The 16,470-nt window shown below is 65.7% G+C and carries 14 protein-coding genes; 1 reads left to right on the forward strand and 13 read right to left on the reverse strand.

Annotated elements, in window-relative coordinates; genetic code table 11:
- Window positions 1-45: 45 nt before the first annotated feature.
- The 9 genes from katG to AC4FIJ_RS05495 all read right to left on the reverse strand — a co-directional run bounded on the left by katG (window position 46) and on the right by AC4FIJ_RS05495 (window position 11,034).
- Complete coding sequence (gene katG, locus AC4FIJ_RS05455; RefSeq protein ID WP_490335697.1) at window positions 46-2,280, reverse strand: catalase/peroxidase HPI; 2,235 nt, start codon at window positions 2,278-2,280, stop codon at window positions 46-48.
- Window positions 2,281-2,493: 213 nt separating this feature from the next.
- On the reverse strand, window positions 2,494-2,784 hold the full coding sequence (locus tag AC4FIJ_RS05460) for a PRC-barrel domain-containing protein (protein ID WP_490335698.1): 291 nt from the start codon (window positions 2,782-2,784) through the stop codon (window positions 2,494-2,496).
- A gap of 23 nt (window positions 2,785-2,807) precedes the next feature.
- Entirely contained in the window at window positions 2,808-3,341 is a 534-nt protein-coding gene (locus AC4FIJ_RS05465) for a hypothetical protein (protein WP_490335699.1), read from the reverse strand.
- A 193-nt stretch (window positions 3,342-3,534) separates the two neighbouring features.
- Window positions 3,535-3,726, reverse strand: coding sequence for a hypothetical protein (locus AC4FIJ_RS05470; protein ID WP_490335700.1), 192 nt, complete (start codon window positions 3,724-3,726; stop codon window positions 3,535-3,537).
- Between the two features lie 181 nt (window positions 3,727-3,907).
- Window positions 3,908-6,247, reverse strand: coding sequence for a TonB-dependent receptor (locus AC4FIJ_RS05475; protein WP_490335701.1), 2,340 nt, complete (start codon window positions 6,245-6,247; stop codon window positions 3,908-3,910).
- A gap of 243 nt (window positions 6,248-6,490) precedes the next feature.
- Window positions 6,491-7,822, reverse strand: a complete 1,332-nt coding sequence (locus AC4FIJ_RS05480; protein WP_490335702.1) for an amidohydrolase — start codon at window positions 7,820-7,822, stop codon at window positions 6,491-6,493.
- A gap of 59 nt (window positions 7,823-7,881) precedes the next feature.
- Window positions 7,882-8,517 (reverse strand): glutathione S-transferase, encoded by a 636-nt coding sequence (locus AC4FIJ_RS05485; protein ID WP_490335703.1) that lies wholly within the window; start codon window positions 8,515-8,517, stop codon window positions 7,882-7,884.
- Window positions 8,510-9,490 (reverse strand): oxygen-dependent tRNA uridine(34) hydroxylase TrhO, encoded by a 981-nt coding sequence (gene trhO, locus AC4FIJ_RS05490; protein ID WP_490335704.1) that lies wholly within the window; start codon window positions 9,488-9,490, stop codon window positions 8,510-8,512. Before trhO ends, AC4FIJ_RS05485 begins: the two co-directional genes overlap by 8 nt.
- A 62-nt stretch (window positions 9,491-9,552) precedes the next feature.
- Window positions 9,553-11,034, reverse strand: a complete 1,482-nt coding sequence (locus tag AC4FIJ_RS05495; RefSeq protein ID WP_490335705.1) for a sensor histidine kinase — start codon at window positions 11,032-11,034, stop codon at window positions 9,553-9,555.
- 181 nt (window positions 11,035-11,215) lie between these two features.
- Here AC4FIJ_RS05495 and AC4FIJ_RS05500 point away from each other — a divergent pair, with 181 nt between their 5' ends.
- On the forward strand, window positions 11,216-11,479 hold the full coding sequence (locus tag AC4FIJ_RS05500) for a hypothetical protein (RefSeq protein ID WP_490335706.1): 264 nt from the start codon (window positions 11,216-11,218) through the stop codon (window positions 11,477-11,479).
- Window positions 11,480-11,501: 22 nt separating this feature from the next.
- Here the strand turns inward: AC4FIJ_RS05500 and AC4FIJ_RS05505 are convergent, their stop codons facing one another.
- From AC4FIJ_RS05505 to AC4FIJ_RS05520, 4 genes are all read right to left on the reverse strand, one after another.
- Window positions 11,502-11,732 (reverse strand): hypothetical protein, encoded by a 231-nt coding sequence (locus AC4FIJ_RS05505; RefSeq protein WP_490335707.1) that lies wholly within the window; start codon window positions 11,730-11,732, stop codon window positions 11,502-11,504.
- A 116-nt stretch (window positions 11,733-11,848) separates the two neighbouring features.
- Window positions 11,849-12,883 (reverse strand): ACP S-malonyltransferase, encoded by a 1,035-nt coding sequence (locus AC4FIJ_RS05510; RefSeq protein ID WP_490335708.1) that lies wholly within the window; start codon window positions 12,881-12,883, stop codon window positions 11,849-11,851.
- A gap of 10 nt (window positions 12,884-12,893) precedes the next feature.
- Window positions 12,894-15,098 carry a thiamine pyrophosphate-dependent enzyme gene (locus AC4FIJ_RS05515; protein ID WP_490335709.1) on the reverse strand — a complete coding sequence of 735 codons (2,205 nt, stop codon included), beginning with the start codon at window positions 15,096-15,098 and terminating at the stop codon, window positions 12,894-12,896.
- Between the two features lie 13 nt (window positions 15,099-15,111).
- Window positions 15,112-16,326, reverse strand: a complete 1,215-nt coding sequence (locus AC4FIJ_RS05520; RefSeq protein ID WP_490335710.1) for an acyl-CoA dehydrogenase — start codon at window positions 16,324-16,326, stop codon at window positions 15,112-15,114.
- Window positions 16,327-16,470: the final 144 nt, after the last annotated feature.

The following is a 16,470-nucleotide window of genomic DNA, read 5'->3' on the forward strand; positions in this document are numbered from 1 at the left end:
CCCCGCCATGCGTGCGGCACGGCGGGGTTCCTAAGTCTATGGGACCTACTTGCGCTTGAGGTCGAAGCGGTCGAGTTCCATCACCTTGACCCATGCCTTGACGAAATCGGCGGTGAACTTCGCTTCCATCCCGTTCTCGGCATAGACCTCGGACAGGGCGCGAAGCTGCGAGTTTGCGCCGAAGGCGAGATCGGTGCGGGTCGCGGTCCACATCTGCTCGTCCGTGTCGCGGTCGCTGCCGATGAACTTCTCGTCGCTGTCCTCCTCGACCTGTTTCCACGCGGTGCGCATGTCGAGCAGATTGACGAAGAAGTCGTTCGACAACACGCCCGGACGGTCGGTGAAGACGCCGTCCCTGCTGCCGCCATGGTTCGCGCCCAGCACGCGCAGCCCGCCGACCAGCACGGTCATTTCCGGCCCGGTCAGCCGCAGCAATTGCGCGCGGTCGACAAGCAATTCCTCGGTCGGGACACTGTGGCGCGTCTTGAGGTAGTTGCGGAAGCCGTCGGCGCGCGGTTCGAGCCAGCCGAAATTCTCGACGTCGGTCTGGTCCTGCGTGGCATCGACGCGGCCCGGCGTGAACGGCACCTCGATCGACTGGCCGCCGTCCTTCGCCGCCTTTTCGATGGCCGTGCCGCCCGCGAGGACGACGAGGTCGGCGAAGGAGATCTTCTTCCCGCCGCTGGCCGAGCCGTTGAAATCCGACTGGATGGCTTCGAGCTTTTCGATGACCTTTGCCAGCTTCTGCGGTTCGTTGACTTCCCAATCCTTTTGCGGAGCCAGCCGGATGCGCCCGCCATTCGCGCCGCCGCGGTGGTCGGAGCCGCGATAGGTGCTGGCCGCCGCCCATGCGGTGGAGACAAGCTCGCTGACCGACAGACCGCTGTTGAGGATCTTGTCCTTGAGCGACTTGATATCATTGGCGTCGACCACCGGGTGGTCCAGCGCGGGCAGTGGGTCCTGCCAGATCAGGTCTTCTTCCGGCACTTCCGGCCCGTGGTAGCGGGACTTGGGGCCCATGTCGCGGTGGCACAGTTTGAACCATGCGCGGGCGAACTGGTCGGCGAAATAATCGGGATCGGCGCGGAATTTCTCCATGATCTTGCGATATTCCGGGTCCACCTTCATCGCCATGTCGGCCGTGGTCATGATGGTCGGCTGCGTCTTCGACGGATCATGCGCCATCGGGGCCAATGTTTCGGGCGGCGCGCCCACGGGCGTCCACTGCTGCGCGCCGGCGGGGCTGCGCACCAGCTCGTATTCGTGGTCGAGCAGCATGTCGAAATAGCTCATGTCCCACTTGGTCGGCGTGGGAGTCCATGCGCCTTCGAGGCCGCTGGTGATGGTGTGGTCGCCCACGCCGCTTTCATGGTCCGACGTCCAGCCAAGGCCCTGCATCGCGATATCCGCGCCCTCGGGCTCCGCGCCCACAAGGCTGGCATCGCCCGCGCCGTGGCACTTGCCGAAGGTGTGGCCGCCCACGGTCAGCGCGGCGGTCTCGGTATCGTTCATGCCCATGTTGCCGAAGGTCTTGCGGATGTCGCGCGCGCTGCCCATCGGGTCGGGATCGCCGCCGGGGCCTTCGGGATTGACGTAGATCAGGCCCATCTGGATCGCGGCGAGCGGGTCTTCCAGCTCAAGCTCCTTGTCGGGCTGGATGCGGGTTTCGTTGTTCTCGTGCCCGACCCAGTATTCCTCGGTCCCCCAATAGACGTCGGTTTCGGGCTCGAACGTGTCGGCGCGGCCCCCGCCGAAGCCGAACACGGGCGCGCCCATGGATTCGAACGCGACATTGCCCGCCATGATCATCAGATCGGCCCAGCTGAGGTGCTTGCCGTATTTCTGCTTGATCGGCCACAGCAGGCGGCGCGCCTTGTCGAGATTGGCGTTGTCGGGCCACGAGTTGAGCGGAGCAAAACGCTGCTGGCCGGAGCCTGCGCCGCCGCGTCCGTCCTGAATGCGATAGGTGCCCGCGCTGTGCCATGCCATGCGGATGAAGAACGGGCCGTAATGGCCGTAATCGGCGGGCCACCACGGCTGGCTGTCGGTCATCAGTGCGTGGAGATCGCGTTTCACCGCCTTGTAATCGAGCGCGTTGAAGGCTTCGGCATAGTCGAAGTCGGGGTCGAAGGGGCTGGGGTTGGTGTAGCCCTGGTGCAATATGTCGAGCGAGAGCTGGTTGGGCCACCAGTCGCGATTGGTGCGGCCCAGCAGCGATTTGCGAGCCTCGTGCTGTACCGGGCAGCCGCCCTTCAGCGGGTCTTTTGTCTTGGCGTCCATTTTATCCATCTCCTGCAGGGGGTAACCCGTCCTTGTGAAAGTGCAGTATACAGATGGGGGCCGTGCGGCCCAAACGCAGATGCTCGTTCGGATTGATCGATCAAATCGATGAGTTTTTGCCGATTGACGCAGCAGGCCTATCAGTCGGGGCGGCTGTCAAGGCCATGAAAAAGGCCCGCGCGGCGGCGGGCCCCTTCCCTTTTCCGCTTTTCGTTACGGACGCCGCACGCGGGCATAGTCGATCCGCGAGGCCGCGCCGCCATCGTGGTACACCACGTCCTGATTGCGGATTTCGAGATCGTCCGCGGCAATCATCCGGCCATCCTCAAGCCGGACGGCGGCGATGTGTTCCTTCTTCTTGTCGACCAGCAATTCTTCGATCCTGCCATAGGAATTGCCCTTGCTGTCGAGCACGGAGAAGCCGCGAATATCCTGTTCCGGGTTGACGAGCGACCAGTCGCCCAGATCCTCGAGTTCGCCGAAGCGGTCATGTGTGTCGTTCATGTCGTAATCCTTTCCCGGCGCGCTCAGGCGCCCTGCAATATCTCGATATTGGCTTCGTCGACGATCATGAACGCCGCCTGGTCCGCGATCACGTCCAGCGTATCCTGATCGAGCGGAACGCCTTCGACATCCGACACGGCGCCGCCTTCGTGGATCCGGCCGCCCGAAATCATCAGCTGCTGTCCGGCGTTGATGTCCAACGGCACTTCGCGCGGTTCGTCGATGATGATGGCGAACATGCGCGCGCCGTCGTTCTGCACCCAGAAGCCGCGATCGGTGAGCGGGCCGTCGACGCCGACTTCGCCGGTGAAGGTCTGCCCGATATAGGCCTGCGGCTGGGCCAGTATGGCGGCCAGCGTCATGGGACCGGCGGGGTCCATCGCAGACTGGTCGACCGTGTCGAGCGTTCCGGCAGGCGCGGTGGCGACGGCGTCCTCGTCCACGACATTGTCATTGCCCGACGACAGCCACCAGATGAGCAAAACCACGAGGATGGCGGCGAGCAAGAGCCAGAGCCATGTCCGGGACGATTTCTTTTCTACGGGAATTTCAGCCATGCTCGTTCTCCTCCGCGCGGTATGCGCATTAACGGAGCGAGTGGCGCACGGTAACGTTCCGAGATAATCCCGGTCAGGGGCGTATTAGCCGATTATCGGGGCATATCGGCACGCGCCCCGCCCCCCGCGTGCGTGACCGAGCGGTCGGGCGCGGGGGATCGGGGCGGTGTCCGGCCAATCGTTCAGTCGCCCGTTAAGGCTGGGCGAAGAACCACATCACCACGATGGCCAGCATCAGCGCTACCATGCCTGCGGCGACATGTCCCCAGTCGACATGGGGCGCGTGGATGTGCCAGTGCGGATGTGCGTGGGGCCCTGCGATATTGGCGGGGCGGCCGGGCGGCTCGACTCTGCGGGCGGCCCTTGGTGCATGCGAGATGCGCATGATCTCCTCCTTTGCGTTGCTACGCTGTGTCAGCGCGGCTCCAACCTATGGAGTCGTCGATCATGCCGTTATACGCCTCTTCAGCGGCGAAGGACAGTTCTTGAAGCGCAGAACGAACACCGCCCCGACCCGCGTTTCGGCGGGCCGGGGCGGCATCATTTCAGAGATTTATGTCAGGCGTTCAGAAGCGCACCCCGGCCATTACGCCCCACACGCGCGGTTCGTTGATCATGGCGGTGAGATTGTTGAAATCGATCCCGCTGACCGCGCTCTTGTCGTTGGTGACGTTGCGCACGAAGGCGGCCAGTTCATAGCTGTCGCTCTGCCAGCCGGCGCGCACGCCGCCTTCGAGCAGTTGCTTGTCCTGGAACTCGACCGATTCATACAGGAAGAAATTGATGCGCGAGCGATAGGCCCAGTCGGTCATCGCATAGATCTCTCCGTCGCCGACCGGCACGCCGTAGCGCGCAGTCCAGTTGGCGATCCAGCGCGGCGACTGCGGCAAGCGGTTGCCGTCGATATTGACGATCGCCGCCGCGAAGGGCGCCGCCGGGACCACGACCGGATCGAGCACGGTGCACAGCGAGACATCGGGGAACGTATCGACCCGCGTGCCGCCGCACGCCGCGGAGGTCAGGCCCTCGTCCCGGATCTCGGTATGGTTGTAGCTGAGACCCGCGGTCAGCGTCAGCCCGGTGACGGGCGCGAGCTGTGCGTCGAGTTCGAAGCCATAGCCGCGCACATTGTCGGCATTGATCAGGCGGTTTGCGTTCACGTCGCCGCCCACGGCGGTCAGCTGCGCATCGTTCAGGTCATAGTAGAAGCCCGACAGGTTGACGCGCGCGCGTCCGTCCCACGCGGTGGTCTTGATCCCGGCCTCGTACGAGGTGATCGTTTCGGAATCGGCCACCGACACGCCGTCCTCCAGCGGAGTTGGGGTTGCGGGCGGGAACAGGATGCGGCCCTGGATGCTGGGCGCGCGATAGCCGCGCGCGACGCGGGCATAGAGGTTGACGTCGGGGTTCACCTCGTAACCCACGCTGGCGTCCCAGGTGATCGTGTCGTCGCTGACGTCGCGGGTGACGGTGCCCAGCGGGCTCTGCAGGAAGGCGGGGAACTGCGTATCCTTGCTGCGCGTCACGGTGAAATCGCGGCTGTCGTCGTTGTAACGCACGCCGCCCGTCACGCTCAGCTGGTCGGTCAGGTCGTAGGTGACCGATCCGAACACGCCGTATGCCTTGCTGTCCTGACGCTGGCTGACGAAGATGTTGACCCCGCCCGGCGCATTCAGCCCGTCGCCCAGCGTCGAGTAGTTCTCGCTGACGATGTCGAGCCCTTCGTCGAAATAGAAGAAGCCGGCCTGATAGCTGAGCGGTCCGCTGCCATTGCTGGCGATGCGCAGTTCCTGCGTGAACTGTTCGAGATCGGGGACCGAGTCGCGCGTTTCGGCGGTGAAGGGAATGTCGCCCGGCCCGTAGAGTGCGGGCGGCAGGAAATTGGCGCCGAAGCCGCCGTCGACATCGCCGACCGAGGTCGATTCGCCGTGCCAGTAGCTGGTGACCGAGATCAGCGAGACCGGACCGAGGTCGTAGGTCATGCGGGCCGAGAGGTTCTGCGTCTTGACCGTCTGTTCGTTCTGGCCGTCGACCGAAATGGAATCGCGGTCGAAATTCTCGTTCAGGGCGGGCTCGCCGCGGGTGAAATTATTGGCGCGGAACAGGCGGGCCGTCCCGTCGAGATCGCGGAACTGGCCGGTCAGCAGCACTTCGAAATCGTCGCTGGGCTGGATCAGCGCCTGCAGGCGGAAGGCGAAATCCTCATACCCGCCAAACGCGTCCTCGGTCGTGCCAGAGGGGAGCACGTTGTCGACCCAGTCGTCCTGACGCTGATACAGGGCGGAAACGCGCAGCGAGACATTCTCGCCCGCAGGCACGGTGACCGCGCCCTCGGCGTTCACCGCGTTGAAGCGGCCATAGGAAACCTGCCCGTAGCCGCCGAAGTCATAGCCGGGCTTGACCGTGTCGAACTTGACGATGCCGGCGGGGGTGTTGCGCCCGAACAGCGTGCCCTGCGGGCCGCGCAGAACCTCGACCTGCTGCATATCGAAGACGGGAAAGCCCTTGAGGATCGGGTTTTCGAGGACGACGTCGTCATAGACGAGGCTGACCGGCTGCGATGCGTTGAAGTCGAAATCGGTGTTGCCGAGGCCGCGAATGTAGAAGCGCGGGAAGGTGCGGCCGAACGAGGATTCGATCAGCAGGCTGGGCACGCGGCCAGACAGCGCGCGGATGTCCTGACCGCTGGCGGTGATCGCCTCGAGCGTGCCATCGTCGATGACGGTGACCGAGATCGGCACGTCCTGGATGTTTTCCTCGCGCCGCTGCGCGGTGACGATGATGTCGCCGAGGCCTTCGGGCGCATCGGCATAATTCTGCGTCGTGTCCTGCGCGGCGGCAGGCATGGCGATCCCGCCGCCCAGCAGCGCGGTTGTCGCGAGGAGAAGATGAGCGCGATTGAACATTGGAAGCATTCCCGGCCAAAGTGGAAACCAGCGGCCGGGGACCCGTTCGATCCCGCTTTCAGGCGCGCCCGACCGAGGGGCGCATTGCTATCGGGAATACGCGCCGGTCAATGCGCCTATTGTGCAAATGCGAAGAAGCCACACGCATTGTGACTGTTTGGTTACACTGGTAACCGGCGGGCAATATCGGGACGGGCGGCGGTGCGGATCGGCGCCGCCGGTTTGGCCTGTTTTTGACTTGTCCTACTGCCCCTTGGCCATCAGCGTCAGCGCGGACTGCGCCAGCACGGTCGCGCCGGTCTGGACCACCGCATCGGCGTCGGGCGCCCAGAACGGGCTGTGGAGCGAGGGCAGCGTCATCTCGCCCGCTTCGGACTTGGCCCAGTTCTCGGCCGGTACGCCGCCGACCCAGAAGATCAGCGACTGGATGTTTTCCGGATCCTCGCGGCGATAGCGGCTGAAATCCTCGCCCCCCATCACGGCGGGGGTTTCGATGACCCGCTGCTCGCCGAAGGTCGATTGCATGACGGGGATCAGCCGCTCGACCAGTTCGGGATTGTTGTAGGTGGCGGGCGTGAAGGCCGGGTCGATGGTGACGGTCGGCATCTTGTCCTCGGGCATGCCGGAGGCGATCGCCTCGCCGCGCGCGATGCGCTCGATGCCCTTCAGCAGACCGTCGCGCGAGGCGTCGGAATAGCTGCGCACCGTCAGCTGCAGCTTCACCTCGTCGGGGATGATGTTGTGCTTGGCGCCGCCATGGATTGCGCCGACGGTGACGACCGCGGGGTCCTGCGGGTTCTGCTCGCGGCTCACGAGCGTCTGCAGGCGGGTCACGATCGCGCTGGCCAGCACGACCGGGTCTTTCGTGGTGTGCGGATAGGCACCGTGGCCGCCGACGCCGGGAATGGTGACATCGACCGAATCGACATTGGCGAGCGCATAGCCCGAGGCATAGCCGACGACGCCCGCCGGGATCTGCGCGGCATCGTGGAAGGCGATGGCGTAATCGGGTTTCGGGAAACGGTCGTAGAGGCCGTCTTCCAGCATGGCGACCGCGCCCTCGCCCACTTCCTCGCCGGGCTGGCCGATCACGACCAGCGTGCCGCTCCATTCGTCCTTGCGTTCGGACAGCTGCCGCGCCGCGCCGATCAGCCCTGCCATATGCGTGTCATGGCCGCAGGCGTGCATCACACCGCTTTCGACGCCCGAGCGCGCGGTGGCGGTGACCTTCGAGGCATAGGGCAGCCCCGTCTGTTCGGTCACGGGCAGCGCGTCCATGTCGGCGCGGAGCAGCACGGTGGGGCCCGCGCCGTTCTTCATCACCGCGACGACGCCGGTTTCGCCCACGCCCTGCGTCACGTCATAGCCCATGTCCGTCAGCAGACCCGCCAGCCGCGCCGCGGTCTGCGTTTCCTGCATCGACAGTTCGGGATTGGCGTGAAGCTCGCGGTAAAGCTCCATCAGCTCGGGCATGTCACGCTCAATGCTTTCGCTCAGGCTTTGGGCGGCGGCGGGGCTTGCGAAGGCCAGCGTGGATGCGGCGGCGAGCGAGGCTGCGATGGTTTTGATGTGCATGATGAGGACGATAGCGCGGCGGCGGCATGTTGCAAGCCCGCGCCGGACGGAGATGTGCGTCAGGCGAGCGATGGGGCGAAACGGATCGGCGCGTCGCCTTCGGCCCAGGGCTGGTGGCGGACCATGATCGCCTTGAACAGCGGCGATTCGAGGTGGCCCGACAGCCATTTGCGCAGATGCGGCATGGGCAGCGCGCCGAACCAGTCGCGGTCGACCGCGGCGAACTGGCGCACGAAGGGGAAGATCGCGGCGTCGGTCAGCCCTCGCTTCGCCCCGCAGAGCTGGCCGTTCACGGCGAGCCTGTCGTCCAGCTCGCCGAGGAAGCCCAGCGCGCTTTCGCGGTGCGCGAGCGAGTCCGAACCGTGGCGGTCGGGGTATTTGTAGCGGTCGAGATCGTGCTTGAAGGGGCCGTCACTGGCCGCGATCAGGTCCTTGTCGTCGCGTTCCAGCCAGCCTTCTGGGTCGCTATGGGACAGCGACCAGCGCATGATGTCGATGCTCTCGTCGATCACAGCTTCATCCTGCGGCACCAGCACCGGGACCGTGCCCTTGGGCGAGGCCGCCAGCAAGGCGTCGGGCTTGTTCGACAACTTCACCTCGCGCAGTTCGCAGGCCGTGCCGCTGATCGCCAGCGCCAGCCGCGCGCGCATCGCATAGGGGCAGCGGCGGAAGCTGTAGAGGACGGGGTCAGCCATTCTCCTTCTCCAGAACCGCGCCGACATGCGCCATGCCGCGCGTCGCAGCCAGGGTCTCCTGCCTTTGGCGTTCGCGATAGGCGGCACGCTGTTCGTCGCTGCGCTCATCATGGCAGGCGGGGCAGCTGACGCCTTCCTCATAGAGCGGCGAGGCCATGTCGGCGTCGCTGACCGGGCGGCGGCAGGCGTGGCACAGGCCATAGCTGCCTTGCGCGAGTCCGTGCGCCACGGTGACGCGCTGGTCGAACACGAAGCATTCGCCGCGCCACAGGCTTTCGTCCTCGGGCACAGTTTCCAGATATTTGAGGATGCCGCCCTTGAGGTGAAAGACCTCGTCCACGCCCTCCTGCTTCAGGAAAGCGGTCGATTTCTCGCAGCGGATGCCGCCGGTGCAGAACATCGCGACTTTGGGTGCTTTTCCCTCCTGAAGCCGGCCCTCCCCCAGCAGGCGGTCGCGTTCGGCGCGGAACCAGGCGGGGAAGTCGCGGAAGCTGGCGGTCTTGGGGTCGATGGCGCGGTCGAACGTGCCGACCGCCACCTCGTAATCGTTGCGCGTGTCGATCACGATCGTGTCGGGATCGGCGATCAGCGCGTTCCAGTCCTGCGGCTCGACATAGGTGCCGACGCTGCGGTTGGGGTCGATACCGGGCTGGCCCATGGTCACGATCTCGCGCTTCAGCCGCACCTTCATGCGGTGGAACGGCATGGACGCGGCGGTCGAGAACTTGACGTCGAGCGCCGCGCAGCCGGGCAGCGCGCGGATATGGTCCAGCACCGCGGCGATGGCGGGTTCGGTGCCCGCGATGGTGCCATTGATCCCCTCGCCCGCCAGCAGCAGCGTGCCGCGCACGCCGTTTGCGCGGCACACACCCTCAAGCGGAGCCTGCAGCGCGGCGGGATCGTCGAAGCGCGTAAAGCGGTAGAGCGCCGCGACGGTGAGCGGCGGGATGGAATCGCGGGATGGCGTGGTCATGCGCGCCCCATAGCGGCTTGACGCGGCGGCGTCAGCCGCCCGGTGCCCCAGCCGATGCAGTGTCAGGCCTTCGCCAGCGTTTCGGCATCGGCCGGCGACTTGTCGAACACTGTCGTGGTGGGTGCCATGGGGATGGCAAGATCGATATCGCAAACGAGCCCGTCGGGGCGGTAATCGAGCACGGCCTTGCCGTCGTGCTGCGTCACGAAGCCCTGTTCGATCAGGCGGGTGCCAAAGCCGCGCCTTTCGGGCGACGTAACCGGGGGGCCGCCGGTTTCGCGCCAGCTGATCGTAAGGCGCTGCGTTTCGTCGTCCTGCGGCTGCACCGTCCAGTCCAGCAGCACGCGCCCTTCGTCATTCGCCAGCGCGCCATATTTGATCGCATTGGTGCACAGTTCATGCACCGTCATCGCCAGCGCCACGCCGATCTGCGGGGTCAGCGTTACCAGCGGGCCGTTCATCACGAACCGCTCCGCATCGCCGCCGGTGGCCGCGCTGATGGCGGTTTCCAGCGTTTCGGACAGTTTCGCCGCCTGCCAGTTCTCACGCGTCAGCAGATCATGCGCCGCGGCCAGCGCGTGCAGGCGCTGCGCGAAGATGCGCCGTGCCTCGCCGTCGGGGTCGATCTTGCGGAAGGACTGACTGGCAAGGCCCTGCACCACCGCCAGCGTGTTCTTTACCCGGTGGTTGAGCTCGTGGATCAGCAGTTCCTGCCGCTTCTGGGCGCGCACGCCCTCGGTCACGTCGTGACCCTGTATGAAGACGCCCGATGCCGTGCCTTGCTCGTCGAAGATCGGCTGGAAGATGAAGTCGAGGAACAATTGCTCGCGCTTGTCATCGGCCCCGAGGAAGACTTCCTCACCACTGCCGAAATAGGGTGTGCCGCTGGCCAGCACCTCGTCCAGCAGGTCCACGAAGCCCTGATCGACCACTTCGGGCAGCGCCTCGGCCACCGGCTTGCCGATCAAATCGTCGCGTCCGACCAGCCGTCGATAGGCGATATTGGCCATCTGGAATTCGTGCCGGGGTCCTTCGGCCACCGCAATGAAACCGGGGGCCTGTTCGAACAGGCGGCGCAGCCGTTCGGTCTGCGCTTCCAGATCGGTGTTGCGCGCCTGAATCGCGCCCGCACGTTTGACCAGGCCCATCTGGTCGCGCATGCGGCGCAGGCCGTGCAGTTCGGTGACATCGACCGTATGCTGCAGGATGTATCTGGTCTTGCCGTCCTCGCAGATCGGCGAATGCGTCGCGCTCCAGTATCGCTGCGTCATCGTGCCGTCGGGTGCCGCGATGTCATAGCGGATCAGCGCGATCTCGTCCGCCTCTCCGCTTTCGATCACATGCATCAGCGAGTCGAGCAGCAGATCGTGGCTTTCGGTGCCCGGCTCGCTGGGGAAGGCATCGAACATCTTGCGGCCCATGATCGCATCGCGCGAGGACATGGTGACGCGGAGATAGGCGTCGTTCATCCACACGATCCTGAGATCCGTGTCGAGCACGACATAGGGATTGGGCGAAAGCGAGAAGAGAGCTTTGAAATCCATGGAAAATTGCGTTCCCGAAAACGGAGCGGAACGACTGTCGTCGCGGCGCGGCACTGGCCAACAAGCCGCCATGGCGACCGGATGGCTTATGTTGGGATATATTCGGTACAAATGCAACCATACCGGGTTGTCCTGCGGGCAAGGCCCTTGCGCCGTGACCGGTCCGGTCTAGAATCCGCCGATGGATTTCGACGAACAATTGCGCCGCTATTTCGGCACCGACGATCTGGCCAACGTTCCGCCGTCCGCGCGCGAGGCGGGAATCGAGCATATGCGCGTGGATCTGGGCCTTGCCACCCAGCCGTCGGAGCGCTTCGTGCTGTGGGCCCTGCTCTATACGCTGGGCGAGGCGCCCGACCTCGATGTCGCATTCAAGGACGAGGGGGAGCGCGAGGCGGCGCGAAATCTGATGGACCTGCTCGGCGCGGCCGGGCAGGACGAGTGAGCAGGACGATTGACGGGGGCCGTCAGGCGCCCGGCGCGCCGCGCAGCATGTCGAGTGCGCGCTTGACCGACAGGATCGGGCGGGCGCAGCCGTCGTGATACAGTCCGTTCAGCATGCGGAACCGTTCGTCTCCTTCCTCGAAGCGCACTTCGGCAGTGGGTTCGCCGGGCGAGATGACGCGCTGGCAGCTGTGGCAATGCGGCTGCGAAGGCTCTCCGCCGGGGCCGCCGGGATTGGCTGTATCCATGAACATCGAACAGAGTTCTCCTTGTTCCCACAAAGGGGGTTCCGGCAAATGGGGGATGCCGGACCGAAGAACTCTGCGCGCCGTGTCCTGAGTTCACGCTTAACAAATGCTATGGGCTGCGTTCAGCTTTTAGCGACGGTCCCGCGCTGGTCGGGCATGCCCATCGCGGCGAGCAGGCCGTTCTCGTCCTGCTCCCGCCGGAAATCGCCACGCCCGCGCATCTGCCGCCAGTCCGCCACGATCAGCGATTGCGCCACCGCTCCGCCCAGCGTGGTGCCGGGGCCGAGGATGATGAACAGGTCGGGCGCGAATTCGCGCGCGGCGACGGTGACGGCGCGAGTGAAATCGTAGGGCTGCGTAACCTGCGCGCCCAGCGTGTAGTCATGGAGCGCCTGCGGGTCGCTGGCGCCGGGCCACCAGATGCGGCCATTGCCGTCGACCAGAGGCATTTCGGGCTGGCCGAACATCGCGGGGTTCAGCGCCTCGCGTCCGCGCGCGGCGACCGGTTCCTGCAGGGGCGTGTGGAACGCGGCGTGATTGGGCAGCCGCATGGGAAAGCGCTGCTGCACGGGTTCGAGCGACTGCTCGAACGCCTGTAGCCCGGCGCTGTCGCCCGCCAGCACCAGCATGCCGCCGAGATCGATGGAGAGGTGAAGCTGGCGGTCCGGCTGTGCCCCGATGCGATCGGTCAGGTTCAGAAGGTCGCGCTTGCGGGCGGCGTCGGGGGTCCAGTCCTCGTCCATCCACGGATAGATCGACTGCCCTCCGATCAGCGCCTGCTGCATCAGCGTGCCCATGGTGTTGGCGACGCGGAAACCGTCCTGCGGCGACAGCACGCCGCCGCAGGCCAGCGCGCTGTACCAGCCCATCGAATTGCCGGTGACGGCGACGATCTCGACCCTTTGGCGGTCGATGGACAGATAGTCGCCATAGGACGCCGCGAAGATCAGGCCCGAGGCATTGTCGCCGCGCGTGTGCTTCGCGGGCGAGAATTTCTCAGCGCTATCGAGCGCGGTTAGCGTGTCCTGCCCTGCCGCGGTGCGCTGCGCGTCGAACTCGGCCAGCAGGCCCGGATCGGGGAAATGGCGCGCGAGATAGCCGAACTCGCCCGCGTTATAGGTGCCGCGGCCCGGGCAGATGACGACGGCGGTTTTCATGGGGCGGTTTTCATCGCGCGCGCTCCATCAGCGCCGTGGCGGCCTGAACGATGGAGTCGCGCGAGGGCATGGTCGCGGCATAGGCCGGGCCGGTGGGGATAAAGCTGTCCTCAGCCGTCAGCCGCGCTTTCGGCAAGTCGGTGTGCTCGTCGAGCAGCGCCATCAGCGCCTCGGCCACGCCGCCGGAGCGGCGCGTTTCGTCCACGATCAGCGCGGCGCGGCAGTCGCGGGCGGCCTGCGCGATGGCCTCCGCCGGCAAGGGCGAGAGCCAGCGTATGTCGATGATGCGCGCGTCGATGCCCTTTTCAGCCAGCAGGGGAAGCGCTTGATGGGCGAGGAAGGCGCCGTTCGCGAATGTCACTATAGCCAGATCGCGGCCTTTTCCGTGGACGCCGACTTCGCCAAGCGCGATGGTTTCGTCGGCATCGGGATAGTGCGTCAGCCAGCCGCCGTCGCCCGCCTGATGCAGATCGCGCGTCGCATAGAGCGCGATGGGTTCGAGGATGACGACCAGCCGCTGCTCCTCGCGCGCCAGGCGCACGCATTCGCGCAGCATCAGCGCTGCGTCGCGCCCGTTCGACGGGGCGGCGAGGATCAGCCCCGGAATATCGCGCAGCACCGCCACCGAATTGTCGTTGTGGAAATGCCCGCCAAAGCCGCGCTGGTATCCGAAGCCCGATATGCGCACGACCATCGGATTGGTGAACTGTCCGTCCGAGAAGAACGGCAGCGTCGCCGCCTCGCCCCTCAGCTGGTCCTCGGCATTGTGGAGATAGGCGAGGAACTGGATTTCGGGGATCGGCAGGAAACCGTTCTGCGCCATGCCGATGGCGAGGCCGAGGATCGCCTGCTCGTCGAGCAGCGTGTCGATCACGCGGTCCTTGCCGAAGCGGGCGGACAGCCTTTGCGTGATGCCGTAATTGCCGCCCTTGCGCGCGATATCCTCGCCCATCATGACGATATCGGGGTGCGAGAGCATCAGGTCCGTGAGGGCCATGTTGATGATCTTGCCCATCGGCTGCGGCTTTGGCAGCGCGGCCATGTCGCTGCCGAACACGCCTTCGCGCAGGGCCGGATCGGGCGCGGGAAGCGGGCGGCATTCGCGTTTCGGCGGGATCAGGCTTTGCATCACCTGCGTGGCGGTTTGAAGGCGCGGGCGCTGCACCACCTGGGCGGCGATGCGGGCGACGCGGGCGGCGGTGTCGTTATAGATCGCCAGCGCCTCGGCGGGCTCCATGATCTCGGCCTCGGCCAGCTGGCGGACCATGTGGAGCAGCGGGTCGTTCGCTTCCTCGGCCTCGACCTCCTCGCGCGAGAGATAGGCCATCGCCATGTCCGCGCCGGCATGGCCATAGAGGCGGATCGTGCGCATGTGGAGGAAGGCGGGCTTGCGGCGATTGCGGACCCAGGCGGCGGCTTCGCGGACGGAGTGGAACGTGTTGAACATGTCGAGGCCGTCGCAGGCGAAATAGCGGATGCCGGGGCGGTTTTCGCAATTGGCGCGGATCCAGCCGCCGGGTGTTTTCGTGGAGATGCCGATGCCGTTATCCTCGCACACGAACAGCAGCGGGAGCGGGATCGACTGGTAGCTGGTCCATGCGGCGGTGTTGAACGCCCCTTGCGCGGTGGAATGGTTGACCGACGCATCGCCGAACGAACACACCGCGATCGACCCGTCCGCCATGGCGCGGAATTCCGGCGGGCGGCGGCGGGCGAGGCCCAGCGAATAGGCCGCGCCGACCGCTTTCGGCAGATGGCTGGCGATGGTCGAGGTTTGCGGCGGGATATTGAGCGCCTTCGACCCCAGCACCTTGTGCCGCCCGCCCGAGATCGGGTCCTCGGCGCTGCAGGCATAGGACAGCAGCATGTCCCAAGCGGTGGTGACGCCGCCTATCTGTTCCGCGCGCTGGATCTGGAACGCGGCGTCGCGGTAATGGAGGAAGGCGGTGTCGGCAGGATCCAGCGCGGCGGCCAGCGCGGCCATGCCTTCGTGGCCCGAGGGACCGATGGTGTAATATCCCTGTCCTTCCGCCTGCATATTGCGGCTCTCGCGGTCGAGCGCGCGGGTCAGGCAGGCGCTGCGATAGATCTGGACTGCGGTGATGTCGTCCAATGGGCCCGAGGGCGGTGCGCCTTGCGGAAAGTCCCCCGCCACGACGCGCCGCAGGAAATTGTCGTGGACGACGGCGACGCGGTCGTTGGGGTTGCTGGCCATGGCTCGCGGCGTCTTAGAAGAAGGCCTGAATGCCCGTCTGCGCACGGCCAAGGATCAGCGCATGGACGTCATGCGTGCCCTCGTATGTGTTGACCGTTTCTAGGTTCACCATGTGGCGGATCACCTGGTACTCGCCCGAAATGCCGTTGCCGCCGTGCATGTCGCGCGCCGTTCGCGCGATATCCAGCGCCTTGCCGCAATTGTTGCGCTTGGCGAGCGAGATCATCTCGGGCGCGGCCTTGCCTTCGTCCATCAGCCGCCCGATGCGCAGCGAGGCCTGCAGGCCCAAGGCGATCTCGGTCTGCATGTTGGCGAGCTTGAGTTGGAACAATTGCGTGCCCGCCAGCGGCTTGTCGAACTGCTTGCGTTCGAGGCCGTATTCCCGCGCCGCGTGCCAGCAGAATTCCGCCGCGCCCATCACGCCCCACGAAATGCCATAGCGCGCACGGTTGAGGCAGCCGAACGGGCCCTTCAGCCCCTCGACATTCGGCAGCAGCGCGTCCTCGCCCACCTCGACATCGTCCATCGCGATCTGGCCGGTGACCGAGGCGCGCAGCGACAGCTTGCCCTCGATCTTCGGCGCGGACAGACCCTTCATGCCCTTTTCCAGCACGAAGCCGCGGATCTTGCCGCCATGCGCTTCGGACTTGGCCCAGACGACGAAGACATCGGCAATGGGCGAGTTGGAAATCCACGTCTTGGTGCCGTTGAGCACATAGCCGCCCGCCGTCTTGCGCGCGGTGGTGCGCATGCCCGCGGGGTCCGAGCCCGCATCGGGTTCGGTGAGGCCGAAGCAGCCGATCAGCTCTCCGCTGGCGAGGCCGGGGAGATATTTGCGGTGCTGTTCTGCCGAACCATAGGCGTGGATCGGATACATCACGAGGCTGGACTGCACGCTCATCATCGAGCGGTAGCCGGAATCGACCCGCTCGACCTCGCGCGCGATCAGGCCATAGGTGACATAGCCTGCGCCGAGGCCGCCGAATTCCTCGGGAATGGTCGCGCCCAGCAGGCCTGCCGCGCCCATTTCGGGGAAGATCGCGGGGTCGGTGTGTTCGTTCTGGAACGCCTCGATCACGCGGGGCTGCAGCTTGGATTGCGCGAATTCGCGGGCGGCGTCGCGCAGCATGCGCTCGTCCTCGGTCAGCTGGTCTTCCAGCAGGAACGGATCCGCCCAGTCGAAAGCGGCGAGCGAGGGGCCGTGGCCCGTGGCGTGTCCGTCGGACATGTGCGTGTTCTCTCCAAAAAGTGCCTGCGAGTGTCTAGCGGCTCGCTTCGTTCCAGCCAAAGCCGAAATGGGGGATGGTTGCAAGTGTAACCGGGGCGAACAATCGTCATCCCCGCGTCGGCGGGGATCCAGCCGGACATGCGC

The sequence above is a fragment of the Croceicoccus sp. genome (genome assembly GCF_983967925.1).

Bases quoted from the DNA above. Each gene is read 5' to 3' on its own strand.
- katG (WP_490335697.1), bottom strand. From the start codon at position 2,280: ATGGACGCCAAGACAAAAGACCCGCTGAAGGGCGGCTGCCCGGTACAG.
- AC4FIJ_RS05460 (WP_490335698.1), bottom strand. From the start codon at position 2,784: ATGAACGACACACATGACCGCTTCGGCGAACTCGAGGATCTGGGCGAC.
- AC4FIJ_RS05465 (WP_490335699.1), bottom strand. From the start codon at position 3,341: ATGGCTGAAATTCCCGTAGAAAAGAAATCGTCCCGGACATGGCTCTGG.
- AC4FIJ_RS05470 (WP_490335700.1), bottom strand. From the start codon at position 3,726: ATGCGCATCTCGCATGCACCAAGGGCCGCCCGCAGAGTCGAGCCGCCC.
- AC4FIJ_RS05475 (WP_490335701.1), bottom strand. From the start codon at position 6,247: ATGTTCAATCGCGCTCATCTTCTCCTCGCGACAACCGCGCTGCTGGGC.
- AC4FIJ_RS05480 (WP_490335702.1), bottom strand. From the start codon at position 7,822: ATGCACATCAAAACCATCGCAGCCTCGCTCGCCGCCGCATCCACGCTG.
- AC4FIJ_RS05485 (WP_490335703.1), bottom strand. From the start codon at position 8,517: ATGGCTGACCCCGTCCTCTACAGCTTCCGCCGCTGCCCCTATGCGATG.
- trhO (WP_490335704.1), bottom strand. From the start codon at position 9,490: ATGACCACGCCATCCCGCGATTCCATCCCGCCGCTCACCGTCGCGGCG.
- AC4FIJ_RS05495 (WP_490335705.1), bottom strand. From the start codon at position 11,034: ATGGATTTCAAAGCTCTCTTCTCGCTTTCGCCCAATCCCTATGTCGTG.
- AC4FIJ_RS05500 (WP_490335706.1), top strand. From the start codon at position 11,216: ATGGATTTCGACGAACAATTGCGCCGCTATTTCGGCACCGACGATCTG.
- AC4FIJ_RS05505 (WP_490335707.1), bottom strand. From the start codon at position 11,732: ATGTTCATGGATACAGCCAATCCCGGCGGCCCCGGCGGAGAGCCTTCG.
- AC4FIJ_RS05510 (WP_490335708.1), bottom strand. From the start codon at position 12,883: ATGAAAACCGCCGTCGTCATCTGCCCGGGCCGCGGCACCTATAACGCG.
- AC4FIJ_RS05515 (WP_490335709.1), bottom strand. From the start codon at position 15,098: ATGGCCAGCAACCCCAACGACCGCGTCGCCGTCGTCCACGACAATTTC.
- AC4FIJ_RS05520 (WP_490335710.1), bottom strand. From the start codon at position 16,326: ATGTCCGACGGACACGCCACGGGCCACGGCCCCTCGCTCGCCGCTTTC.